Source organism: Arthrobacter tecti (assembly GCF_054511355.1).
The window spans coordinates 182,377-207,658 of the sequence record NZ_JBTNCT010000005.1 but is presented as its reverse complement, the minus strand read 5'-3'; the positions used below and the strand labels follow the sequence as shown (position 1 = coordinate 207,658).

Below are 25,282 nucleotides of genomic sequence, written 5' to 3'. Positions count from 1 at the left end.
GCACCTCCGGCCTATCGGAGGGGGTTGTCGAGCTGGGACAACCGCAGCAGGTGGCAGGTGTCGTAGGTCGGGCCGCAGACGAGGAACACGGTGAACGCCACCGGATGCTCTGAGGTGACGGTCTCGTCGTTCCAGAGGCCGGTGCGGTGGCGGGTGCCCTCGATCGTGTAGGCGATGGTGCCCTCGGCGAGCTGCCCGGGTTGTGCCTGCTCCACTGCCGTATCCCATGCCTCGGGGACGAACACCTCGTCGATAGTCAGGTGCTGGGCGGTGGCGTAGTGGCGCAGCTCGATCCAGGCGTCCCGGTTCGGCAGGTAGATGGCGATGTCGGCGGCGAGCCCGGCCTGCTCGGCACCCGAGGGGTCGCCCACGGCGAGGACGACCGAGGTGTAGTCCAGGGGCATGAACCCGCTGGCCGTGTCCCAGGCGAACAGCGCCGTCGCGACGTTGCGGGCGAAGGTCTCCGGATCAGCCGAGGCCGGCACGCTTGGCAGACGCGGTGTCGCGGTCGGTGCCGGATCGCTGGGTGCGGTCACAGCCGGTCCAGGCCCGGAGCCGCGGTTGGCGTCCTCGCCTGCGGTGGGTGGTCCGGTGAGGAGGCCGTAGACGCCGACACCGGCCAGCACCAGGACCGCCACGAGGGCGGCGAGTGCGGCGATCAGCCGGTGACGCGAACGCGGGGCAGACAGGTCGGGAGTCTTCATGCCCGGTAGGTGCACCACGAGCACCCGCAGTCAACCAAATGCTCAGAGGGCGCGCAGGTGCCCCCGTGTGGGCGGGGTTTCGTGGCCTGCCCGGTGGTCGCGGGCGGTACGCAGTTCCTCGGCGAACCTGCTGGTGCCCTCGACGGCGGTCAGGAAGGACTCGATCTGCTCATCGGTGAGTTCGGCGGCGAGCTGCTCGGCGTCGTAGTGGGTCCACCAGTTGGCCAGTTCGGTCCAGGTCAGCACGAACGCCCGCACCGGATACCGCACTGGTGCAGCTTCATCGTCGGCTGGCGGCGCGGGTCGGGAGGTGCGCTTCTTCGCTGTCGCGGTCTTCGCGCGGGCGAGCGCGTCGGCGGCAAGCTGGTGCAGGTCCGCCTCGCGGTGGTTCCTGGCCGTCTCGGCGAGATCGTGGATGTGCCGGTAGATCGGATCGACGGCGGCACCGGCGTCGATCCGATCCAGCTCGCCGGCCACGTAGTGGCGTAGCTCGACCGGCTGGGCGGTGTCGTCGGCAAGCTGCTGGAGGTAGCTGATCTTGTCCAGCGTGGTGTGGGACGCACCGCCCGGGACCATCGCCGCCGCCTGCTCCCGGGTCTTCCCGGAGGCCCCAGGTGACGGTGGTGCACAATTTGCACCACGGTCACTTCCAGGCTGATTCTCCGCACTGAACCGGGCCGCGGCCTGCCGGCGGGCGGCGTCCTCGGTCATCAGCGCCTTCAGCTCCCGGTAGAGGGCGGCGGCCTCGGTCTGGGTCAGGGGTTTGTGCAGGACGTTGTCGTCCTGCTCGGCCAGCAGGTGCCCGAGCCGGTCGGAGATGCCCGAGCGGACCCACACGTTGACGGTTTTCCAGCCGAGCTGTCTGATCGCGGTCAGCCTCCTGGCCCCGCACACGAGCACGCCGTCGGGGGTGATGGTGATGGGTTGCAGGAGCCCGTCGCGGTCGATGGAGGCAGCCAGTTCGTCGATGTCGCCCAGCTCGGTGCGGTGTCGGCGCCCAACCTGGATCGAGGCGACGGTGCGTTCCAGCTCGATGAACCCCGCCGGCGCGCTCATCGCGACCCGCCCCCACGAGGATTTCGGTTGCGGTGGGCGGGTGGGGCCAGGGAGATGGTGAGCACGAGGTCGTCGTCGCGCAGCAGCACCGGCAGACTCTCGCCGATCAGCAGCCGCAGCAGCACACCCCGCCCCGCGGTCGTGGCGGCGTAAGCGGGGTGGGGGTTGCCCAGCAGCGCCCTCAACAGCGCCGTCCAGGAAAGGCCGGGGATGTCGAGCAGGGCGCGGGCGTGCTTGTCGCGGCGCAGCGCCTCATAGGTGGCCTGGCGGGTGCCGGCCTTGGTCAGCACCCCGCACACATGCTCGATCCCCGCGCGCGCCGTGGCTGGCGGCCAGCCCAGCAGCGTGAACAACGCGATCGCATCCTCAACCGTGGAGCCCGCCGACGTGCGCGCCCGCCACGACGCTGGCGTACCGGCGTTCTCCTCATCCGTGGCCGAGGCGTCCTCGGTGATCTGGAATGCGGGGTGGTACTCGGCCAGCGGGTTCTCCCGGTCGGAGAAGCGTTCGGGGTCGTGGAACGCTGAGATGTGCGGGCGGCGTGCCTGGTGGACCGAGCACAGGAGTCCTTGGGCGCGTTCTTCGAAGATGCAGGTGATCCGCACCGCGTGGGTGACCACCGCCCACGGGTCATTCGCCGTGCGGGCAGCTTGGGCGCGCATCACGTCGAACGCCGCGCTGGCGGCCTCCCACGGGTCCAGGCCGTGCTTATGCGCCAGTGGCGCGTACTTCTCCGCCGCGTAAGCCATCAGTTCCGCGGCGGTGGGGTCGTGCTCCCACGCACCCGGCCCGGCATCGTGGAGGCGAGTCAGCAGCATGCGTAGACCCTCGCTGCGCGTGAAATCCTCGCCGTTCTCGGTTCTCTGGCGACTGGTGGTATGGGTGTTCTCGGTCATGGTTGGGGCACCTCCTGACAGGCAGGTGCGCACGCCGTCCCCAACGACGCCGTCCATGCTGCCTACCCGCGTGGTGCTCATGACCGCTCACTTGCTCAGCTCATCCGACCGGCGACCGCGACGGAACGGACTCGGTTGTCCTGCTGCGGCCGAAAACCGACAGCGGCGGCAATCGGCGCGCCCGATCCCCGAACCCCCGCACACCGGTGTTCGTGGCGGTGCGGGTGCGGCGAGCCAACTCGACCTCGAAGTCGATGCCCCGCCCCGCCAACGCCGCACCGTGGCGGGCAAGCAGGTCCGTAGGCCGCACCCACTCCACCCCCCGCGCACGAAGGCCCGCATCCTGCGCGAGCCGCTCACGGCTGTTGCCCCGGAGACCAGCGATCCTCGCCGCTTGCACTGCCTCTGGTGTCTTCTCGACCTGCTCGGCTAACGTCGACGGCGGGTGGTCGGTCTCCGGCACCGGTGGTCGCCGGAGAGGTTCCTGCTGGTGGTCGTGATCGGGATTCATGCGTCCTTCGCCTCCTCTGCATCGACGTGTTCGGTGGTATCGGGAAGGTGCGCGCTGGTGAACCACCGGCCCACCGTGGACGGGTGCACGCCCAGTTCTCGGGCGATCTTCTTGTTCGACCATCCCTGCCCGCGCAGCGCCGCCGCCCGCGCACGCCGATCGGCGAAATCCGCCGCGGCATCGACCTGCGGGTCAGCGCGCCGGTCCACTGATGCCTGACTCACGCCGGCAGCTGCGACGGGGTCGTTCTCCTGCGGGGTCGGCGCCGACAGCGCGGTGGCTTCCACCGCATTTGGTGGTGTCACCGCCGATACCGGCTCCCACGCTGCGTTCGGGGCAGGCTCCTCGATCGCTGCGGCTTCGGACTCGTCGGTGGATGCGGGCACCTCGGCGGCGAGTTGCGGTCGGGTGAGGATGACGGTCAGGTGGGTGATCGCCAGCAGCACCACTGGCGGCACCGCCGCCACCGCAGCCGCCAGCACCCCGGGCACGTCTGCATCGGCTGCCACCACGGCGTGGATTGCGTTGGCGGTCACCGACACGGCCGCGCCGCCGATCAGCAGCACCCACGGATACCACGCCGACCGCTGGCCGGCCAGGGCAACGACGGCGACGGTGGCCACGACGATGATGCCGTCGACGATCAGCGGCCACGCCCACGCCTGTGAGCCGCCGACCCCGGAGCGGGCCGCCAGGTCCGCCAACGCCGTGAACGACAGCCAGAACGCGCCGCCGGCGATGAACACCGTCCCGGCCACCGCCGTGACCACCGCCCACCGCCGACTCGTGCGACTGTTAGGGACGGTCATGACAGCCCCCGCATCGGAGCGGACGTCCGCACAGTCGCATCGCGAGCAAACCACCCGTCCGCAGCCAGCGGCGCGCCCTGCGCCGTCGATGAAGGGCGGGCTTGGTGTTGGGTGGTGCGGTAGGCTGAGCGGACGGTCGTGGTGATCTCCCGCTCGCCCAACCCCACTTCCGAGGCCGCGGCCGTGAGCACATCCAGTGCCTCCGGGGTCGGGACACCATTCTCGGACAGTCGGCAGGCGGCCCAGAACAGGCCCCGGTTCCGTTCCCCTTCGCCACGGGCAGCGACCCACGCCGCCAGCCGCGACACATCCACCGACCGCTCCACATCGTCACCCGCCCTGGGCGGGAGCATCGGGCGCGGGTCGAGGAAGTCCCGCAACCGGTCCGAATCCAGCGTCGCCGAGGAGCCGGTATTGATCTGCCGCACCCGGTAGCCCACAGCTGTACCGTTGGTGGACACCATCGAGGGTGGGACGAGGATGTAGCCGCCGTCGCCACGGAAGTCCACACCGGCGCGCGCGGCCTGCCAGGACCGTTGCGCCTGGTCCGGTGTCGCCGGGTAGTAGGCGTGCATCCCACCCGATGGCGTGGACACCAGGAGCGCCCACCCGGACACGAGGCCGGCACGGTGGGCGCGCTCGAACGCCTCGTACCCGTCGGTGGGGCCGTGGACATCGACGTCCACCACCACCATCCCGGAGGTGGCGCCGGTGGGGACAGCGACGTTCGCATCCGGGTGCGTCCGCCACCAGGCCTCCACCTGGCCAGGATCAGTGGTGGCGTCGTGGAACCCGTGCTCCGTGAGCGGACGCTTCCCGCCCGGCACGCACGGGAACACCGGCACGCCTGCGGCGGCGAGTTCTCGTGCGGCGGCGGAGACCGTCCATGGACCGGTCATCTGCGTCAACACACCCACGAGCGCGTCCGCAGCGGCCATCACAGATCCCGTCCCTGCATCACGGCCGCGCTGGCCACAGGGCGGAGACCCGATTCGGGCACAGGCTCCACCTGCCTGCCCGACGCTGCACGTTCGGGTGCTGAACGCTCATGGGATGGCTGGTTGCGCTGCGGCGTCTCACGGTCGAGACCCGGTGGAGTGCCGTCACCGACCTGAGCGGTGTCGAGCTGATCGAGGATCGTCAGCGCGATCTTGCGGACCCGCTCACCGGTGGCCTTGACGACCTCGACCGGTTCCTTGCCATCCACCCGCGCCGCCCAGGTCGACACGTACGGGATCGTGTACCCGGTCGTGTCCATGTGATGGGCGGCGCCGATCATCAGCGCCACCGATTCGGCCTCCACCTCCCCGATGCCGCGATGCTGGCGGGCGTCCTCCTGGTCGGGGCCGTGCATCAGGACGTGCCCGAGTTCGTGGGCGAGCGTCTTGACCTGAGCGGCGGGGTCCATGTTCTCCCGGACCGCGACCGTCTTCGCGGTATAGTCCGTCATGCCGTTGGCACCGTGTATCATGCCCTCGTGCGGCACCGCCAGCACGGTGAACCCGCGCTCTTCAATCAGCTTGGCCAGACCATCCCACAACCCGACCGGTGCTTCGCCTTCCAGCAGTTTCGGTGCCGGCGGTTCCGGGATCGGGTCACCGGCAGTTTGGGAGGCGTCCCACACGTAGGCGGGCTTGGCGGTGATCATTTTCGAGCGCACGACCTCACCGGGGCGGGGCTTTTCGCCCTTGCCGAGCCGCCGCCACGACTCCGCATCCTGTGGCGTGGCGGTGGCGAATCGGCCGGTGACCGGGGCGAGGATCATGTATCCCGCCTGACCCTTCTCAATCTGCCGGCCCAGGGTCTGCCACTGGCGATACCCGGCCACATACGACGGCACCGGCTCCGGAACCCGACCTGCCTCGTAAGCCGCGGCATGCTGTGCCCAGATCAGCAGGGTGTTGGAGAACGATCTCGCCCTGAACCGTGCGGCGAACGCGAGCGCCCGGCCCCAGTCGTCGCCGGAGACGAGCTGTTCGACCGCGCCGGTCAGCCGCCCGTGCAGCTCATCGAGCTTCGCCTCCCGCGCGGCTTGAGCTTCCTCTCGTGTCGTGGCCATCGTCGCTGTCTCCTCCCGATACCCTGAGCACCGGACCGACTGGGCTCGGTGACCATCAGGTGCGCCGGGAACACCAGTGACGAGAGACGGACAACAGGACAAGCGATGTGACCGTCAGGCGCGGCAGTGAACCCGACGAATCTCACCGGACTACCAGCCCGCGACCCACCCACGAGGCGAGAACGGTCAATGATGCGGATACGCGTATCGCAGATGCGCAGATCTGAACCGAGCCGTTAGGTGGCGGCTTTCTGCCGGATGAGCTGGCGGTAGCGCGTCGGGCTCGCTCCGACACACTGGCGGAACAGTCGCGCGGCGTGACCCCGGCTGTGCGAGCCGACCCCGCGCATTGCGACCTCGATCGGCAGATCCGTCTCACGCAGCAGACGCGCCAACTCTTGGGCCCGCAGCGTCGCCAGGTACGTCATCGGTGTTTTTCCGTAGGCGTCGACGAAGACGCGGCCGAGCTGGGACGGTGAGAGATGCACAGTGTCTGCAAGCTCGTGGAGTGTCCACCGCTGCTCAGGCATGTCGCGCAGCAGTTCGGCGGCTTGCCGGGCCTCGGCGCGTAGCGGCGCGAACCGACGCAGCGATGGGGGACCGGGACGGGTGGCCCTCCGCTGCGTCGGGGACCGCCGTCTCTGCGTGGTCTTCATGTACGGCTTGATCACGTCGAGGACAGCGAACAGCAGTGCTTGCATCCGGTAGAACCGGTCTGGAGACAGTCCGTCGAGGCTGAGCGAGACCAGCTCATCCAACCACGGCATCAGCATCCCGGTGCGCTCCTTACCGAGGTGAAGTATCTGTGCAGGCTCGGAGTACAGCTCATCGGCGAAGCCCTGCGCATCCAACCGATCAGCCAGCAATGCGGCGTACTGCCAGAACACTTGATCGATCACGTAGTCGCGGTCGAGGTAGAGGGTGGTAACGGTGATCGAGCCTTCGGGCTGACTTCCGCACAAAGTGTTCGCCCCGAGTGCGACGAGGTCACCAACGATGACGGGCTTCTCGCCGAACTCGCTGAGGAGGATCGCTGAGCCGCACCGGACGAAGATGAGCTTCACACAGTCGTACGCGACGGGGCCAACGGGGCGACAGATGCTCTGGGTGCGGGCAACGATCGGTGAGAAGGCACCACGATTCCGAGGATGGCGAGCCGTTACTTGTTGAGGCACCACCGTGTTCACGGCTGGTCATCTGATCCGGTGCGTCGTCCGAACGCGTCGCCAAGGAGGCTCACGCCGTCGCTGTTCACGAAGGCGCATTCGCCAGCGGAGAGAACACGGCAGCCTCGCCGTCGATCAGGGAGGACGCAAGAAGGCGCCTGACCGCTCTACGCCTGTTCGGTCGGCGCGAGGACCTCAACGCGCAGCCCTGCCTCGGACCGATGGCGCCATTGCGGTCGGCTCACCCACGGCAACCTCTGCTCAGGGTCACCGGTCCTTGCATTAGCGGGTCTAACACCCAAGTGGTACTATGTTCCATATGACACAGACTAACACTTCCTCAGTGGGCGCGGACCCTCGCCGCTGGTGGATTCTCGCTGCCCTTTGCTCAGTGCTCCTGCTCGTCGGCCTCGATCTGACGATCCTCAACGTTGCCGTCCCCGTGATCGGCGCCGATCTGGACGCCTCGGTCGGTGAATTGCAGTGGATCGTCAACGGCTACACCGTCGTGCTGGCAGCACTCCTGCTGCCGGTCGGTCAGCTCGGCGACCGCTTCGGCCGCAAACGGCTGCTGCTGGCCGGACTCGTCGTCTTCGGCATCGCCTCACTGCTGTGCGCATTCGCACCCACCCCGGGCTTCCTGATCCTGGGCCGCGCCCTGCTGGGCCTGGGAGCGGCGTTCCTTAACACTCTTGGCCTGGCGGTGCTGGTATCCGTGTTTCCGGCCGAGGAGCGCCCTCGGGCGATTGGCATCCAGGCTGCCGCCGTCTCGGCCGGCATGCCTTTAGGGCCGATCGTCGGCGGGTTCTTGCTGGAGAACTTCTGGTGGGGATCGGTGTTCCTGCTCAACCTCCCGCTAGTCCTGATTGTCTTCATCGCCCTAGCCGTACTGGTGCGGGAGTCCCGCTCCGAGCGCCCGGTTCGGGTCGATGTCACCGGCGGCATCCTGGCCGTCGGCGCCGTGGCGATCCTCAGCTACGGTCTGATCACCGCCGGCGAGACGAGCTGGACCAACGGCATCGCCATCGCAGGCATCCTCGCGGGTCTGGTGCTGCTCGTGGTTTTCGTCATCGCCCAGCGCCGGGTGAAGGACCCGATGGCGGACCTGTCACTCTTCAAGGAGTCCGGCTACACCTGGGGCTCGATACTCTCAACCGCCGTACAGTTCGTCGTCTTTGGCGTGATGTTCATCGTGCCCCAGTACTCATACGTCGTTCTCGACGCCTCACCCGTGCAGGTCGGCCTGCACCTGTTACCCTTAATCGCGGCCATGATTCTTGCCATCGGCGTCGCCAGCCGTGTCCGAAAGACTGTCGGGGCGCGGGCGATCATGGCCGCCGGGTTCGTCGCCTTGGCCGCTGGTCTGACCCTCGGTGCGCTCTCAGACGCCGAATCCGGCTTCGGGCTTTTCGCGTTGTGGACCGGACTCATCGGAGTCGGCTTCGGTGCCGCCATGCCACCTGCACTTGACATCGCGCTGGCACCGGTTCCCAGCAACCGCTCTGGAGTGGGATCGGCGCTGCTCCAGGCTCAGCGGCAGGTCGGCGCAGTCCTCGGCGTTGCTATCATGGGTAGTGTGCTCGCATTGAACTACCGTGCGCGTCTCGACACCGCCGCTGTGCCCGCCGAAACTTTGGAGACCGTTGAGCACAGCGCCCCCAGCGGCCAGAGCGTCGCCGAAGAGCTCGGCTCCACCGAGCTTGCCGCCAACATCTCGGACGCCTTCACCCACGGCATGGCCGCCAGCTTCTGGGTCGCCGCAGGCGTCTCGGTGGCGTGTGCGCTTGTCTCCGTAATCTTTATCCGCAAAGGCGCCGACCAAGTCACCGACCCCGAGCACGCGAGCGAGACCCGATGAGTACTCCCACCCTCGGACGACGCGAACGTAAGAAGGCCGAAACCCGTATCCGTATCCAGCAGGCCGCACTCGACCTGTTCGAGCAGCACGGCTTCACCGAGACCTCGATCGAACAGATCACTGAGTTGGCCGACGTGTCCACGACCACGTTCTTCCGGTACTTCCGAACCAAGGACGAGACTGTTGCGCACAACGGGTTCACTCCTGTCTTCCTCCAAGCGCTGCGCGCCCAGCCGGACGACCTCGAACCCCTTGACGCAATCCGTGTCGCGCTCAAAGCCGCCGACGAATCGGTCTCAGCCGAGACGTGGACCAACGAACGTCGCCGGCAGCTCTACGTCCTCAGCGAGCCCGATCTCCGGGGACCCTCAGTTGGTGCCATCAAAAAACTGTTCGACGACCTCGCCACTCTTCTCGCCGCCCATGCGGGAAGGGAACCCGACGACCCAGAGGTGACCGCCTTCACCGGCGCCGTCCTCGGTATCTTCGGTTCCACGGTCCTCAACGACAACCTCACCGTCGACAAGTACCTCGCCGCCCTCGACGCCGCCCTCGACTTCCTCGCCCAAGGCATGCCCCTGACCAGAAGGCCCTGAAGCAGGCGCCGCTCGCGGTTCCACGTGGCGAAGGGCTGCAGTTGCACCGCCGCCGGTTGCTCCACGGGTTGCACTGGTCATCGTTCGCTACTTCCGCCTAAGGCCGGACAGTGGGCGCGGACAGCAGCCCGCGCACGTCCTCGATCACCACGAACTAGGGGTGTAGCGCGTCAATCGCGGCTGTCGTATGCGGCCGAAGCCGGGAACGAGGCGCCAGGGGCGAGGCAAGCCTGCTTGCCACGATCGACACATCCGGCAAGGGAACTTCGCCGCAGAGGATATCCACCGGTGGCACGCGACGCGTGTCGATGGCAGTGAATTCGTCGGCGCTCGGGGCGTCGGGGCAGTGGCGTGCGAAGACGCGGGTGAAGGGCTCGTTGTGTTCGGGAACCGGACGGTCAGGCCGCTGAGGACGTGCTCGACGGCGAGGTCGCGTCCGCCGTATCCGAAGAACAAAGACCTGACCCGCATACGGCCCCCGCCGGTGGGCTGATCGGCTCGCGCATGACGGCTCCGCAGTTCGGGGAACCCGGACCGGACGCCTTCTAGAGTTCCGCTCGCGGGCTAGTCGCCTGGCAGTTGCTCGGTCCCGGCCAACCGCCACGAAGGCGGGTTACAAACAGCCTCCATGTCCACGGGACGCCTACCGGAGTCGTGACTCGGGCCGTCTCTGCTGACCCGCTCCTTAGTCGAGCACGCGTCTTGCAGACGAGGCGCGAGCCACGTCAACCAGAGTTGACGCACGGCGGGAGGGCTGCCGTCCACGTCCCGCGATCCGAGGCAGTCATTGCCCGCTCACCTGACCGTCGAGGAGGCGGCGGTGACGGTTTCGATGCGCGTGATGTCGGCGGGCGATGGGTACAAATACCTGCTGCGTACGGTCGCCGCGGCCGACGGTGACAGGTCGCTGTCGACGCCGTTGACGCGCTACTACGCCGAAGCAGGTAACCCACCGGGCCGCTGGCTCGGCACCGGACTACCAGCTTTAGGTGCCGGGCAACTCCATATAGGCGATGAGGTTTCCGAGCCCCAGCTCCAGCTCCTCGTGGGAATGGGCCGCGATCCGGTCACCGGCGACTCTCTGGGTCGCGCATACCCCGAGTATCGGTCTGTCTCCGAGCGCGTCGCGGAGCGCGTGAAGGCTCTCGACCCGGCCCCGAGCCTTGGCGAACGCGCCGATGCTGTCGCCGCGATCGAGGCGGAGGAAGCCATACGGGGCACGCGCCGGGCCGTTGCAGGGTTCGACTACACCTTCTCGATCCCGAAGTCCGCGAGCGTCCTGTGGGCCGTTGCCGATGCCGGCACGCAAGCACTGATTGCACAGGCGCATCATGCGGCGGTTGCGGAGATGATTGCGTTCATCGAACGGGAGGTTGCCGCAACCAGAGTGGGTGCAACCGGCCCGGACGGTGCGGTCGCGCAGGTGGACGTGACCGGGGTGATCGCGACCGCGTTCGACCACTACGACTCCCGTGCCGGCGATCCTCATCTGCACACCCATGTGGTGATCTCGAACAAGGTGCAGACCGCACAGGACGGAAAGTGGCGATCGCTGGACGGGCGGCCGATGCATGCCGCGACGGTCGCCCTGTCGGAGTTGCACGAGGCGGTCTTCGCCGACCATATGGCCCGTGCTTTCGGTGTCGGCTGGGAGCAGCGGGACATGGGGCGCGACCGCAATCCTGCCTGGGCCATCACCGGCGTACCGGAGGGACTGGTGGCGGAGTTCTCCACCCGTGCCCGCCACATCGAGGCGGAGAAGAACCGCCTGGTCGAGGAGTATGTCGAGCGCCACGGCCGCCAGCCCTCGACCGTGACGATCCTCAAGCTCCGCGCCCAGGCCACCCTCGCGACCAGGCCCGAGAAGGACGTCCGCTCACTCGCGGACCTCACCGGCGACTGGCGCCGCCGCGCCACCGGCCTGCTGGGCGAGGACGCCACCACCTGGGCACGTCGCGTGACCTCGAACGACGCTCCATTGCTTTTTCGTGCCGATGACATCCCGCTCGATGTCATCGCTGAGTTCGGGTACAGCGTGGTCGAGGCGGTCGGGGAGAAGCGGTCGACGTGGCGACGCTGGAACCTGACCGCGGAGGCGGCCCGGCAGACGATGGGCTACCGGTTCGCCAGCACCGAAGACCGCGAAGCCATCGTCGGCCTCGTCGTGGATGCAGCCGAGTCCGCGTCACTACGGCTGACTCCGCCGGAGCTGGCGACCAGCCCGGCACTGTTCCGCCGCCCCGATGCGTCCTCGGTGTTCCGGCCGAAGCACTCGACTGTGTTCTCCTCCGAGGAACTCCTCGCCGCCGAAGACCGACTCCTGGAGCGCTCGCGCACCACGACCGGACCGACCATCCCACTGCCCGCCATCGAGAAGGTCACCGCGAAGCCCGACCGCGACGGGCGACTCCTCGGGGAGGACCAGGCTGCGGCCCTCGCCGCGGTCGCCGTCTCGGGTCGTGCTGTTGATGTGCTGGTGGGGCCGGCGGGCGCGGGCAAGACCACCGCGATGAACAGCCTGCGCCGAGCGTGGGAGACCGAACATGGCAAACGATCGGTCGTAGGGCTCGCGCCGTCGGCAGTCGCGGCGCAGGTCCTCGCTGACGATCTCGGGATCGCTACGGAGAACACGGCGAAGTGGTGGACCAACCATCAACTCCATGGCGCCACGTTCCAGGCCCGGCAACTGGTCATCGTCGATGAAGCCTCTCTGGCCGGCACCCTCTCCCTGGACCGCATCACCCGGGTCGCCGCCGATGCCGGTGCGAAAGTCCTCCTCGTGGGCGACTACGCGCAACTGCAATCGGTCGACGCCGGTGGGGCGTTCGGTCTCCTGGTCGCGGATCGTGACGACGCGCCCGAGCTGGTCGACGTCCACCGGTTCACCCACGAGTGGGAGAAGACCGCATCCCTGTCACTCCGGCACGGGCGCACCGAGGCCATCGACACCTACATTGACCACGACCGCGTCACCGGCGGCGAGGCCGACACCATGAGTGATGCCGCCTACACGGCGTGGCGCACCGATCGCGCGAAAGGGCTGGTATCGGTGCTGATCGCGGAATCGCGCGAGGATGTGGCCACCCTCAACCATCGCGCCCGAGCCGACCTCATCCTCGACGGTGTCCTCCAGCCCGGCCGGGAAGTCGAACTGAACGGCGGCACCCAGGCAGGCGTCGGGGACACGATCATCACCCGCCGCAACGACCGCCGGCTGCGCAACGGCAAGGACTGGGTCCGCAACGGCGAACGCTGGACCATCACCGGCGTCCGCGACGACGGCTCCATCACCATCCGCAGGCCCGAGCGCCGGTTCGGCGGCGCCATCGTCCTGCCCGCCTCGTACGTGGCCGAGCACGTGGAACTCGGCTACGCGGTCACAACGCACCGTGCACAAAGCATCACCACCGACACCTCCCACGTCGTGATCGAACCGACGACGACGCGGGAGAACCTCTACGTCGCCATGACCCGCGGACGCCAGTCGAATCAGGCCTACGTGGTCCTGAACCGCCCCGACGACCACGCCCCCCCACACCCCTCGGACAGCCTTGACGCCACCGCCCGATCGGTGCTGTTCGGGGTGCTCCGGCATGTCGGCGCCGAGCTTTCCGCCCACGAGACCATCACCGCCGAGCAGGAGACCTGGGGGTCGATCGCACAGCTCGCCGCCGAGTACGAGACCATCGCCGCAGCCGCACAACACGACCGGTGGGCCAGCCTCATCCGCACCAGCGGACTCACCGACGACCAGGCCGAAGCCGTCATCGACTCCGAAGCCTTCGGCGCCCTTGCCGCTGAACTGCGCCGCGCCGAGGCCAACCACCACGACATCGACCGGCTCCTGCCACGCCTCGTCCGGGCGCGAGGATTCGAGGACGCTGACGACGTCGCCTCTGTCCTCCACCACCGCCTCGCTCGGGCGACTGCCCGCCCAGCTGGCTCCGGGCGCAACCGCAGGGCTCCGCGTCTCATCGCCGGCCTCATCCCACACGCCGACGGCCCCATGAGTCGGGACATGCGCGACGCCCTGGACGAGCGCCACCGCCTCATCGAAGCCCGAGCCGATGCCGTCCTCGACACCGCTTTGCAAGACAACGTGCCCTGGACCAGCGCACTCGGGCCGATGCCGAACGACTCACCCGGGAAACGTCTGCGGCGGCGGCGCGCACGGGTGATCGCGGCCTACCGCGACCGGTACGCCATCACCGACACGAGGCCTCTTGGCACCTCACCCGACTCAGTCACTCAGAAGATCGACCGCGCCCGCGCCGAAGCAGCACTTCGCGCACTCAATACGGAGCCGAGCCCGGCTCCGCAGCGGCGACCGGCACAACGGATCACCCCTGAGCGTGGCTTGTAGGCGGGTTTTCCGCGCAGAGAAGAGGGCCTCCGACCGACTCGACCGAGTGCGGGTACTCAGCTCAGGGAACGTTGGGTAGGGGTTCCTACATGGATCGCGTCTGTCCGGTCGCGCTCGGCCTCGGCTGGCGGGAGAACTCCGGGCCCAGCTCCGAACGTTCGATCCCATGTTCCGGTGGGCGACGGGTCAGGTGCTCGACGTCCGTGGCATTCGTGACGACACGGGCTGTCCCATCGCGCAGCATCATGTGCGGTCCCGCGCTGGTCAATGAGGTCACGGGGCCAGGCACCGCGCCGACGCCGCGACCCAGCACGCGCGCTTCGGCCGCGACACGGAGTGAGCCTTGAGCGTGCTCCTGCTTCGACGACGACACTGGCTTCGGACAGGGCCGCCATGAGTCGTCCGCGGGCCAGGAACCGATGTCGCGTTGGGGCTGCGCCCGGCGGCATCTCGCTCATCAGCAGGCCGACGTCTGCGACACGGTTCAGCAGTTCTCGGTGACCGGACGGGTAGGGGCGGTCGACGCCACCGGCCAGTACCGCGACCGTGTCCCCGCCCGCACCCAGCACAGAACGGTAGGCCGCGCCCTCGATCCCATATGCGCCCCCGGCGACGACTACACGCTGAGAACCGGCGAGATCGGCGGCCAGCTCACCAGCCATGTGTTGTCCGTAGGAAGTCGATGCTCGCGCGCCGGTGATCGTCACGAAGTCCTGCATCGGACGTGCGAAGAACGACGTCGCGCCTCGTGCCCACAGCACGTACGGGGTGCGATCACCGAGGTCTGCGAGGGCCTTCGGCCAATGCTCGTCACCCGGAATCAGCACGCTGACGCCGCTCTGATCCATGCCGTGCATCCGCTTCGCCACATCTTCCAGCCGATGCGGTAGCGCCAGGCGGTCACGCCACATCGTGGCGTTCACACGGTTCAATCCTGGGACTTCGCCCTCGTCGTCGACGAGTTGCAGTGTCTCGATCGCACCGACGCGGGCGAGGACACGACCGGTGACGGGATCATCCGGCTCGGCAAGGATCGACAGCAACATGCGCGCGGTGCGCTCGTCGTGGGCCAGGTCGGCGATCGCGGACATAATCTGGGCTCCTTCTCGGTCGGATGACGTCGAGAAGGTGCACAGCACCAGTCAGAGGCGGGTACGTGGGGGCGGTTATGCCGCGACGACGGGATGGCGAGTGACCCGGCGATCCCGCCACTCCACGGCCCGGACGCGGAGCAGGAGGACGAAGCTGACTGGGCCCATGATCGCGAACTTCATCGCGTTCCAGACGCACAGCAGCACCAGCACATGCAGCCAGCCCGGTCTGCCATCCTCGATCAGCACTCTCAGGATGCCCGCCACGTACATGTAGGGGACGGCCAGCAGCATCGCCGGGACACCCCACTTGAGGCCGCGGCGCGTGCGGATCGCATCGAGCAGAACGTTCGTGGGCATGTAGCGCCGTAGGAAGTGGCGGGTGTGGACGCTGGCGGTCCAGATCAAGCGGAACATGAGCGCAGTCCTCTCCTCGTCTCCGGCGACAAGGAATCAAGAAGGACCACTCCGGCCGAAGCCAGCGGGTCATCCCACCACATCCGGCGGTGGGTCACGCAGGTAGAGGCCGCCTTAAACCAACGATACGCCGGCCGCCCGGCCAGCGGAAGACCTGTTGGCTCTACTTCACGGCGCCGCTCCAGCAGTGCATGGCCGCGCCGAGGCTCCGCTCGATTAGTACCGCGGCCGTCACGAGTGGCCGTGTCCTCCAGCGTTCCAGGCTCCTTCTTCGAGATACTGATGGGTGACATGAATCTCTGACATCAGGCGAGTTCGCGCAGCCGAGCCATCGCCAGAGAGCGAGGCAGGCGATGGCGGCGACACCTCCACAAATCCGGCTCTGGGACGACAACCCCAGCACGTTGGACCTCCTCGGGTTCGACGCCGTGGTCGAGCCGATCGTCGCTGCGGTCCGCGAACGCCACATCCATCCGCTGACTCTCTCGGTGCAGAGTCCTTGGGGTGGCGGAAAGTCCACGATCCTGAAGCTCATCGAGGCCGAGTTCGAAGACGACAACACGTGCTTCGTTGTCTCAACAAATCCGTGGGCCTACGACGACCTGGGGGACGTCAAGGGAACGCTGATCTCAGAGATTCTGCATGGCATCGAGAGCCAGATCCCCGATCCGGCGACCAAAGAAAAGGTCGCAGCGAAGGCCAAGGAACTGCTGGGGCGCATCAGCTGGAGCCGCGCCGCAGTCGCAATCGCCAAGGGAGCGCTGACCTTCCAGGTTGACCCGCAGCAGATCGCTGACATCTTCCAGCCCAAGGACCCAGGCGGACCGGACTCGATGGCGAGCTTCAATGATGCCTACAAGGAACTGCTCGCGCTGATCCCGAACGTTGAGCGCGTGGTCGTCCTGGTCGATGACCTTGACCGCTGCCTGCCAGACGCAGTGACCGCGACGCTGGAGGCGATCAAGCTCTTCCTCTCCACCGAGAAGATGGTCTTCGTGCTGGCTGCCGATCAGGACATGGTCCGCGACGCCATCTCTGTCAGCCTCGATGGCGCTCGCCGCGGAGACATTTTCGCCAAGCGGTACTTGGAGAAGATCGTTCAGCTCCCGATCGCCCTGCCGCGCCTGTCCGCCGCCGATGCGGAGGCCTACATCGGTCTCCTCATCGCTGGCCGCTCCATGGAGGAGACAGATCTGCACGCCCTCGCGGCGCATGTTCGCGCCCGACGCAATGCCCACCAGACTCCGCTGCTGCACGACTTCGACGGCCTCGCCGTCAAGCCAGCCGAGGAGGACCTTGCACTTGCGATTCAGCTTGCCGAAGGGCTGAGTGCGGATCGGCGCTCGAACCCACGTCAGATCAAGCGCTTCCTCAACGCGTTTGGCGTCCGGGAGTCCGTCGCCCGCGCTCGCGGCGTCATGATCCCGCCGGCCGTGATGATCAAGATGCTGTTGCTGGAAGAACTTCACCGCACGTCCTTCAATACGCTGGCCGGGGCGCCTGTTCAGGAGCGCAAGTCCATCGTGGCCAGGTGGGAGGCATGGGCGAATCCATCCGGTGAGGAGGGCGAGGACGCGACCCTCCCAGAGGGCATCGACGAAGGGACGAAGGAGTGGGCCGCTGCACGTCCGTCACTGCGTAACGAGAACCTTGACCCGTATCTCACGCTCGCTGCGAGCCTGATCAACGTGAGTATGGGCGCCCAGGTATCCGACGACGTAGTGGCGCTCATCAACGATCTGCTAGGCGAGAGTGAAGCCGCGCGGAACGTGGCCGCCGACTCCCTGAGCGAGCGCGGTGAGGACGAGCAGCTGGCAGCTCTCGACGTCCTGTTCGCCACGACCAAGCGCCTGGATGACGGCGAAGCAGTGGTCCGCGGCGCAGTGCTCTGGGTCGGGAAGACACCCGCACTGGAGCAGGAGGTGGCAGCCGGAGTCGAAGCCCACTGCTGGGGATCACGACTGACTCCAGGTGCCGTCGTCGAACTCGCGACCAGTGGACGACCTACTCTGATACAGCTCGTGAGACGTGCCGCTCAGGACACCACACTGCACCCGTCGACGCAGACCGCCGCGCGCGAAGAGTTGGAGCAAGTCAATGGGAACTAGCGGTGCGTACGGCGGCAGCAACTCCGCCGAATGGAACGACTTCCGAGAAGCATGGTCCGACCTCGGCTCAGGGACCACCGGCACCGGCACGGACACTGGAGAGCCAGACCCTTCCCAGTCTTCCGACCAGCTCTTTGAACCGAGGCAACCTGTGTCCGACCTCGACTGGGTCGGGCAAGCACTCATCGATGCCCTCTGGCGTGACGATCCGGCAACCAGAGGCAACGTCGTCCCGACCATTCCGCGCCCACGTGTTCCCGGCCGCCGTGGCGCCGGTGCAGGAGGAGCGGGCGCCGGCGGAGGCTCCGCAGGCGCCGGACGGTCTGGGAGCCGGTCCACTCGGCAGGTGATTGGGGGAGCCTCACGCGGTGGCGCGACGATCGGCGCGGCCTACGCACTCCGAGATCGCGACGCCCAGCGGCTGGCTGATTACGGCCTGTCGCTCGCCGAGTTCGACTCCCTCAGCCCGCGCGCTCGGATCAGCAGGCTCGTCACCCTCATGATCGGGGACGACGGACACCCCGACGACCGGGCCATCCGCCAAGCGGCCACGGAACAGGTCAAGAAGATCGTGAGGACCGAAGGCGAGGCCCCGACCGCTACCGAGGCAATCAAAGGCTTCGTCAGCGCGTACATCTTCCAGCTGGGACTCGTCGAACTCCAAGACCAGATCACCAACGGAACGCTTGACGGTAACGAGGCAGTCGTCCGCGAGCGCATGCTGCGCGGCTGGATCGACGCGAAGGTTCGTGGCCTCGACATCGACGCCAGCCCCGCGCTCTCAGCGAACGCCCTTCACCAGGCGGCCGCTGATCTTGCCCAACGAGCCGTTCGCGTTCTGAGAGCGAGGTAGACGACATGCCGCTCACGCACTTCTATGTCTCCGGCGAGGCCTCCACCAACCAGCCCCCGGCGGATCGTCACCATCTACGGTGGCCCACCACGGCAGGCGAGACGGACACAGTCAAGAGCGCCATCGGCTGGTGGTTGCCCTCCCTGGGCCCAGTCCCGACGCAGGCGATCGATCTGGTCCGCATCGCGGGCGGTGCCTACCTCGTCGACCGGCTCTCTGGCAGGCCCAGCGCCTTCACTCGGCGACTTCACCTCACTGTCGAGGTGGCCGATCCCGAGCCGTGGGAGGGCGAGGCGATCGACCAGCTCGCTCAGCTACTTTTCTGGCTCACCGGCGACACCTGGGAACTCCAGCTCGTCCAGGACCCCACCACCCCGAATGACCCGGTCGCAGAAGCCTCTGATGGTTCGGACTCTGTCGCGCTCCTCAGCGGAGGACTCGACTCCTATCTGGGAGCGTTGCACCTGCTCTCCACCCTGAGTGAGTCGCCGCTATTCGTGGGCCACTACGACACCGCCACCGCTGTCCGTCGAGCCCAGAACACTGTCCATAGCTGGCTACAGGAGGCCCACACTCCACCGCCCTCGTACACGCAGATCGAGTTCACCCAAGTCGCAGACAAGAAGGAAAGCTCCAGCCGCAGCCGCTCCTTGCTCTTCGTCGCGCTCGGGACCGCCGTTGCCGCCAGCCGAGGCGCCTCCAAACTCTTCGTGCCGGAGAACGGATTCACCAGCCTCAACCTCCCACTGCACCCCAATCGGGCCGGCGCGCTCTCGACTCGTTCTACTCACCCCGAGACCTTCTATCGGATCAATACGCTCCTCCAGAGCCTTGACCTGTCACTCGCCGTGACCAACCCCTTCGCCGCTTACACCAAGGGGGAGGAAATGCGGCTGGTCGCTGACGGCCACCCATCGAGCGGTTGGGATCGCATCGCTGGACTCACGGTCTCCTGCAGCAAACTCGACGGCGCTCGGATCAAGGGCGGAAACTCCACCCTCAACTGTGGCCTCTGCTACGCATGCGTCACCCGCCGGGGTGCATTCATTGCCCCCGGCGTCAACGACTCCACCATCTACCTGTCCAACGAACTCACTGGAAACGCGCGGCTCGAACTTCTTGAACGGCGCTACAGCGACCGTGCCGCCATCTCATACGCGACAACTCGTGGCATCGACGACGACGTGATCGACGCAGGCACCTGGCCCCCAGACGCCGACCTGGACGAAATCAGCGACCTCGCCCGCCGAGGTCTGGCCGAACTCGGAAATGTGGTCCTGACATGAGCAATTTTGCTCTTCCCGCACTAGACGCCCACGCTCACATCGCGCCCGACGTCACGCCGACACAGGTCGCGGCGCTCGGACAGTCCGTGGTATTCGCCATGACCCGGAGCCTGAACGAAGCCCGCCAAGTCAAGAACCGGCGAGACTCAGCACTCGTCTGGGGGATCGGTGTCCACCCCGGCGTAGCGGCAGCGCGCGAGGCATGGGACCCCGAGCAGTTCACCGATCTGCTTGGCTCGTTCGCCCTGGTCGGGGAGGTCGGTCTCGACCGCCGCGGCGGTGACCTGGGGCGCCAACGTGCGATCTTGAAGGATGTGCTGAGCATCGTCCGCAGCGAACCGGTACTCGTCTCCGTCCATAGCAGCGGCGCTGCAACCGAGGTCGTCGAACACCTTCACGACGCCGATATGCGCGGCGCGATCCTGCATTGGTTCAACGGTGATTCCGCCGACATCTCCGGTGCTGTCGAGACCGACGCGTACTTCTCGGTCAACGCCGCGATGTCCGAAGACCAGATCAGGCAGCTGCCCCCGGAGCGAGTCCTGTGCGAGACGGACTTCCCTGCTCGCAAGATTCGCGCCCACAAGCCTGCCGACACACAGCGCATCGAACACCTGCTGAGCCAGATCTGGGACAAGACCCCCGAAGAGGTTCGCGCCCGAACCTGGTGGAACCTGCGCACCCTGAGCGAACGCTCCGGAGCCATCGAACGTTTGCCAGAGCCAGTCGCCGACACTCTTCTCTACCTGTAGGCGGAAGGACTGCCATGCGTTCGCGCCACACATACTTCTCGGTCTCGTTGCCACGCACGGCGGCCCATTTGCTGTCTGAAGGTGTGTTCTCGGCCGATGCCCGTTTGTCGGCTGGTAATGGATGGGGGAGAAATGACTAATCGTATTGGCATCTTTCCCTCCGGAACTGTCGAGGGTATCTCCAAAATTGTTGGAAACCTCTACACCGGTACCGAACTTACGCGCCTCATGTCCGAAGTGCCGCTTCGCTCTGACCCGGGCGAAGGACACACCAAATGGCGCCGAATCGCCCACGCCGTTTCCAACAACCAGGCGATTACGGGCAACGGTAATGCGCTGGTCGCCCTTGTGCGCGCCGCCCTGCGACCGGAGCGCACACTCGACCGCAAGTCCCGAGCTGACATCGCACGCGATGAGCTCAATCAGGTTCTATCGCTGGTGAGCCTCAAAGTGCTCGCTGACGGACGGGTCGCGACCGCCAAGAAGGCGTCCACCGACACTGAGGCGCTGGCTCGCTCCGAGCGGCTCTACAAGATTCTCGAGCAACGCGGAGCACATGCCGAGGTACTCGCGTACTGCCGAGAAGACCTCGTTCGGAAGGACTACTACGAAGCGGTCTTCGAGGCGATCAAGGGTCTGGGGTCGCGCATTCGTTCTCAGACTGGTGTCGACGCGGATGGATACGGTCTCATCGAAAAGACGATGGCTGGCTCAAGCCCACGGATCCGGATCAACGATGGCCGAACCCGAACCGAGCGCGATGAGCAACTGGGTATCGCCAACCTTGCCAAAGGACTCTTCAGCGCTTTCCGGAATCCCGTGGCCCACGAGCCAAAGCTGTACTGGACGATGAGCGAGCTGGACGCTCTGGACGTTCTGGGAACGCTGTCTATGATCCATCGTCGTCTGGACGCGGCCATCTCAGGTGACGGTGAAGGAATCTGAGCATGGCTGGAGCCGCTTCACCTGACCTGTCAACACGCATCGCCAACACCGACACAGCGCTCACCCTGGGCGGAGTCGCCGTGGTGGGTGCCGGGTTGTCGATAAGTAGTCGATTTCCCGCCACCCGAGGCCTCACCTCGCTCTTGTGGAACGCTCTGGACTCTGACGCAGCCACGCGATCGGACTTGGCGACCACATTGGGCCGCGACGACGCCGAGGCAAAGTCTCTGGTTGGGGACGCCTGGGCAGATGTTCAGCAAGCCTGGGCCGCTGTCGCAAGCAACTCAGTCGCGCGTGCCAGATTCCAGGGCCAGTTCGCTGAACTCGATGGGCAACGTAGCGCGCAACCCTCGGTGGCACACGAAGCCCTCGCTCGCCTCATTCACGCAGGCGTCATCGAATGCGTCGTCTCGCTCAACTGGGACACCGCGCTTGAACGCGCCTACCAGCGGCTCTACGGAACTTCACTGCCCGCAGGCGTGCTCTTCAAACCGCACGGAGACGCCGCGCAGCCAGACGACCGCTGGACACTCCCGCATGAGCCCGGAGTGGTTTCATCTGACGTGCTAGCGACGATCACCCAGTTCCGCGCAACACACGCCCGCACTCTCCTTGTTGTCGGCTACTCCGAAAGCGATCAGGTCGTCGTAGACGAGCTGGTGCACCCACTCGATCAGTCCTGGCGAACAATCCGCGTTGGGCCACACACGACGGGAACCGATGACCTGAAGGAGACGGCCGAGGTCGCCCTCCCGTTGCTAGCCGAAAAGTACGCCCTCCGAGAAGAACGCTCAGCGTGGCACACGGTGAGCTACGCGGGCACCCGAGGCGTCGAATCTTGGCTCGCTGGTCAGCGCCTCGGCCCGCAGGATGTGGACTCCTGCCCGGAGCTTGACGAGGTGCAAACGGTTACGCGCTCACTCCAACACGATCGCGCGGTCGTCTTGAATGGCCCTACGGGGTCGGGCAAGTCGATCTGCGCCTATCAGGCACTCCGAAGCTTGATGAATGACGGATACGAAATCCTACGCTTGCGTGACAATGCACGCCAGAATGGTGTGCGCTCCTGGCTCACCGAACTGGCCGCCTTCCCACACCGCAAGGTCCTGTTCATCGACGACGCTCAGGACCTCACCACCGACGCGGTGCGCGAACTCGCAGAAGCCGCCGCTCCCGACAGGCTCGTGCTCATCGTGGGCATCGATCACGTCGCAGGCGGCGTCCGCACAGTCCACCTCAGTGCCCGCAGCGCGGTCACCCGACTCGCACACTTCGTGCGGGAACAGCGCTCGACCCTCTTTCCTCACATACGTGCTCTCGATGACCACGTGGGCAACCACCCTCGTGACTTCCACTTCGAACAGCGCATCGACATCGCCGAACGCCAGGACACCACCTGGCAGTTCGCATACATTCTCACCGGCGGATGGCGAAGGGTCCGTCGTCAAGCACTCGAACTTCGCGACCAAGACCGGGCAGACCTGGCGCTGGCCGCCATCGCCGTTGCTCAAGTCGGCGGAGTCGACTCCGGAGTCGACCAAAGCGAACTGGACGTCCTCCTTCCCATCCTTCAACGAGACGAGCAATGGCTCGTAAGAGCACTCGAAGAGCTGCGATCCCGGCGCCTAATCTCCGAGGCTGACGGTCGCATACGCTGCGCTCATCTACAGGCAGCGCTGAACGTCATCACCTGGAGCCTTCACCCACCCCGACATGTCTTCCCGCCCCACCACCGACCTGAAGTTCCCCCGATCGCCTCCGCGACACCACCAGCTCAGACGACGGCGGATGCAACAGCTGAGGCTGCAGATGCGACACCGTCACCTTCGCCGCAGCTTCCTCAGTCAGAGATCGAAGCAGACCGGAAGACGGTCGGCGCCCTCATCGGTTCCGTACTCACCTCATCCTCAACACCCCTACGAGGGTGCGCATGGCTCGTCGGCCGCAACCTGGATACCGACGCTCGATGGATACTCCGGCACGAAGGAGTGCTCTCGGATTCGCTCTACGACGAACTCGCTCGGCGCGCGCTCGCAATCCCCGCAGACCTCGACATCACGGAAGCAGCTCAGCTGCTGTCCGAGGTCATGACCTACTCGGACGGGGCAGTGATCGACACCGTCCGCGCACACAGCGCCCGAATCAAAGAGTGGTACGAGGCGATCGCGCCCGAGAACGGCTGGGCGCTCGGAGACCTTGCAAATAGCTTGCACCGGCCTGACTCAGAGTTCGCTGCACAAGTCGCCAAGTTCGCCGACGGTCCACGGCTCGCGACCCTCATCCTCGACGGCGGCTGGCCGCACATCTACTCAAGCTCACACGCGCTGGACCGCCTGTGCAACATCGGCGGCGAACCTCTCCGGGAATCGATCAAGCCCCATCTCGACGAGGCAGCCTATAAGCAGATGCTAGACGATGGCTCGCCAGAGCTGCACCAGATCTCGATGCTCGTCGAGAACCTCGCGGCCGCCGACCACGACCTATCCCTACGCTTGGTCGAGCACGCCGCACGAAAGATCGCGTCACTACTCATGGTCGACCCAGTCCGACGATGGAACGACTTGTTCAGTCTGACGCTCCACACGCTCGGATACGCCGCCATCACCTTCGGCGACCGAGCCAACCTGCCGGCGGTGTGCCGGCCGGCGGCCCGCGCCCTCGTTCGCGAACTCAATAGAGACCAAGTCGCCCAGACCCTTTCTGGTCCGCAGGACCAGTGGGGACAAATGAACTTCGATGTCTTTATCGGACTCCTGGAGAAGGCTGACTCCGCCACGTTCACCGCAGTCGCAAACCGTCTCGACTTCGCCAGACTCGAAGAATCGCTGGCAGTCCCAGAAGGGCGACCAACCCGGACGGGTCTCTACCTCTGCTTGCAACTGTCTGAGCAGAAGCCAGATGAAGTGGAGACGATCCTTGACCGACTCGAACCATCACTCATCGAACTCGACTCACTCATAGCGTTCATGGCGCCGGACGTGGCAGCCCGGGCACTTCGGCGAGGCTTACCCCTCGACCTTGGACTCGATCACCATCATTGGGGCTGGGCCGCCGCTGTTGTAGCGCGCCTCGCCGAGCATGACGCCGACGTCGCACTGGAGGTAGCGGTCGCCAACCGAGGTGGAATGATCGAGGGCTTGAGCAACAACACGTCTAGCCCCTTCGACAACCTCGGCGCATGGGTCGAGGTCTGTGATCGTCTCGACCCCGCCCTGATCGACTCGCTTATCGCAGAACTCCCCGAAGGCGCCGTGTCGAAGTGGGACCGAGCTATCAGACGTCCACAGCGCTACGGGCACTGGCGCCGCGACCAGATCGCACCCCTAGTATTTCGTGCCACCCGAGCCGGTGGACACGTCCAGTCCGAGGCCGAAGCCCTGCTACGCCGGTTCCCGGCCCTCGCACGACTTCGGCCTCAAGACACGACTGTTGGCTAGCGCCCATGCGTATCGCGCAGTACCGTCCCAGCACCTAGAAGGTGATTCCGCACAGTCCCAGCCGAGAACCCGAGGCGCGAGCCCACGCGATCGAGTGATTCGCCCGACTCGTACCTGCGGACCATCTCGTCGACCTCCCAGGGGGACGGTGTCGTCCGGCGCAGCTTCACGCCGCGGGCACGAAGTAGGGACGCTAGTCGTTGCCGACTGACGGAGAGGTCAGGGGCAATCTCGCGTAGCGTTGCACCGGCCTCGTAACGAACCTCCGCCGCCAGTAGGGCCGCTTCGCTGACCCGCGTTCGATGTCGTACGCGGGCAGCCTGACCAGGAGCCGAACTCTTGCCTCTCCGTCTGATCTGTCGGTGCATCGCTGCC

General features: G+C 66.4%; 19 protein-coding genes. 9 read left to right on the top strand and 10 right to left on the bottom strand.

Annotated elements, in window-relative coordinates:
* Positions 1-11 precede the first annotated feature (11 nt).
* From ACX80C_RS08815 to ACX80C_RS08780, 8 genes are all read right to left on the bottom strand, one after another.
* Positions 12-704 (bottom strand): hypothetical protein, encoded by a 693-nt coding sequence (locus ACX80C_RS08815; protein ID WP_459326081.1) that lies wholly within the window; start codon positions 702-704, stop codon positions 12-14.
* A gap of 42 nt (positions 705-746) precedes the next feature.
* A complete protein-coding gene (locus ACX80C_RS08810; RefSeq protein WP_459326080.1) occupies positions 747-1,760 on the bottom strand; it encodes a ParB N-terminal domain-containing protein in 1,014 nt (337 codons plus the stop codon).
* Positions 1,757-2,656: a hypothetical protein gene (locus ACX80C_RS08805; protein WP_459326111.1), complete on the bottom strand. Its 900-nt coding sequence runs from the start codon at positions 2,654-2,656 to the stop codon at positions 1,757-1,759. The genes ACX80C_RS08810 and ACX80C_RS08805 overlap by 4 nt, the downstream gene beginning before the upstream one ends.
* A 100-nt stretch (positions 2,657-2,756) precedes the next feature.
* Positions 2,757-3,167 (bottom strand): hypothetical protein, encoded by a 411-nt coding sequence (locus tag ACX80C_RS08800; RefSeq protein ID WP_459326079.1) that lies wholly within the window; start codon positions 3,165-3,167, stop codon positions 2,757-2,759.
* Positions 3,164-3,976 carry a DUF2637 domain-containing protein gene (locus ACX80C_RS08795; protein WP_459326078.1) on the bottom strand — a complete coding sequence of 271 codons (813 nt, stop codon included), beginning with the start codon at positions 3,974-3,976 and terminating at the stop codon, positions 3,164-3,166. Before ACX80C_RS08795 ends, ACX80C_RS08800 begins: the two co-directional genes overlap by 4 nt.
* Positions 3,973-4,917, bottom strand: coding sequence for a bifunctional DNA primase/polymerase (locus tag ACX80C_RS08790; protein WP_459326077.1), 945 nt, complete (start codon positions 4,915-4,917; stop codon positions 3,973-3,975). Before ACX80C_RS08790 ends, ACX80C_RS08795 begins: the two co-directional genes overlap by 4 nt.
* Complete coding sequence (locus ACX80C_RS08785; protein ID WP_459326076.1) at positions 4,914-6,035, bottom strand: ImmA/IrrE family metallo-endopeptidase; 1,122 nt, start codon at positions 6,033-6,035, stop codon at positions 4,914-4,916. Before ACX80C_RS08785 ends, ACX80C_RS08790 begins: the two co-directional genes overlap by 4 nt.
* A 236-nt stretch (positions 6,036-6,271) precedes the next feature.
* Positions 6,272-7,156: a helix-turn-helix transcriptional regulator gene (locus ACX80C_RS08780; protein WP_459326110.1), complete on the bottom strand. Its 885-nt coding sequence runs from the start codon at positions 7,154-7,156 to the stop codon at positions 6,272-6,274.
* Positions 7,157-7,520: 364 nt separating this feature from the next.
* On the opposite strand from ACX80C_RS08780, the gene ACX80C_RS08775 reads away from it, so the two are divergent.
* The 3 genes from ACX80C_RS08775 to mobF all read left to right on the top strand — a co-directional run bounded on the left by ACX80C_RS08775 (position 7,521) and on the right by mobF (position 14,018).
* Positions 7,521-9,059 (top strand): MFS transporter, encoded by a 1,539-nt coding sequence (locus tag ACX80C_RS08775; RefSeq protein WP_459326075.1) that lies wholly within the window; start codon positions 7,521-7,523, stop codon positions 9,057-9,059.
* The gene (locus tag ACX80C_RS08770; RefSeq protein ID WP_459326074.1) at positions 9,056-9,655 is read left to right on the top strand and encodes an acyl-CoA-like ligand-binding transcription factor; all 600 of its coding nucleotides are present in this window, start codon (positions 9,056-9,058) and stop codon (positions 9,653-9,655) included. Before ACX80C_RS08775 ends, ACX80C_RS08770 begins: the two co-directional genes overlap by 4 nt.
* A gap of 832 nt (positions 9,656-10,487) precedes the next feature.
* Entirely contained in the window at positions 10,488-14,018 is a 3,531-nt protein-coding gene (mobF, locus tag ACX80C_RS08765) for a MobF family relaxase (protein ID WP_459326109.1), read from the top strand.
* 56 nt (positions 14,019-14,074) lie between these two features.
* Here the strand turns inward: mobF and ACX80C_RS08760 are convergent, their stop codons facing one another.
* Complete coding sequence (locus tag ACX80C_RS08760; protein WP_459326073.1) at positions 14,075-15,109, bottom strand: DNA-processing protein DprA; 1,035 nt, start codon at positions 15,107-15,109, stop codon at positions 14,075-14,077.
* A 75-nt stretch (positions 15,110-15,184) separates the two neighbouring features.
* A complete protein-coding gene (locus tag ACX80C_RS08755) occupies positions 15,185-15,526 on the bottom strand; it encodes a sulfate permease (protein WP_459326072.1) in 342 nt (113 codons plus the stop codon).
* A gap of 353 nt (positions 15,527-15,879) precedes the next feature.
* Here ACX80C_RS08755 and ACX80C_RS08750 point away from each other — a divergent pair, with 353 nt between their 5' ends.
* The 6 genes from ACX80C_RS08750 to ACX80C_RS08725 all read left to right on the top strand — a co-directional run bounded on the left by ACX80C_RS08750 (position 15,880) and on the right by ACX80C_RS08725 (position 24,907).
* Positions 15,880-17,634, top strand: coding sequence for a KAP family P-loop NTPase fold protein (locus ACX80C_RS08750; protein WP_459326071.1), 1,755 nt, complete (start codon positions 15,880-15,882; stop codon positions 17,632-17,634).
* Positions 17,624-18,487 carry a hypothetical protein gene (locus ACX80C_RS08745; protein ID WP_459326070.1) on the top strand — a complete coding sequence of 288 codons (864 nt, stop codon included), beginning with the start codon at positions 17,624-17,626 and terminating at the stop codon, positions 18,485-18,487. The genes ACX80C_RS08750 and ACX80C_RS08745 overlap by 11 nt, the downstream gene beginning before the upstream one ends.
* Positions 18,488-18,492: 5 nt before the next feature.
* The gene (locus ACX80C_RS08740; RefSeq protein ID WP_459326069.1) at positions 18,493-19,773 is read left to right on the top strand and encodes a queuosine biosynthesis protein queC; all 1,281 of its coding nucleotides are present in this window, start codon (positions 18,493-18,495) and stop codon (positions 19,771-19,773) included.
* Positions 19,770-20,525 carry a TatD family hydrolase gene (locus ACX80C_RS08735; RefSeq protein WP_459326068.1) on the top strand — a complete coding sequence of 252 codons (756 nt, stop codon included), beginning with the start codon at positions 19,770-19,772 and terminating at the stop codon, positions 20,523-20,525. Before ACX80C_RS08740 ends, ACX80C_RS08735 begins: the two co-directional genes overlap by 4 nt.
* Before the next feature lie 132 nt (positions 20,526-20,657).
* On the top strand, positions 20,658-21,470 hold the full coding sequence (locus tag ACX80C_RS08730; RefSeq protein WP_459326067.1) for a TIGR02391 family protein: 813 nt from the start codon (positions 20,658-20,660) through the stop codon (positions 21,468-21,470).
* Positions 21,471-21,472: 2 nt separating this feature from the next.
* Positions 21,473-24,907, top strand: coding sequence for a P-loop NTPase (locus ACX80C_RS08725; RefSeq protein ID WP_459326066.1), 3,435 nt, complete (start codon positions 21,473-21,475; stop codon positions 24,905-24,907).
* Positions 24,908-25,282 lie beyond the last annotated feature (375 nt).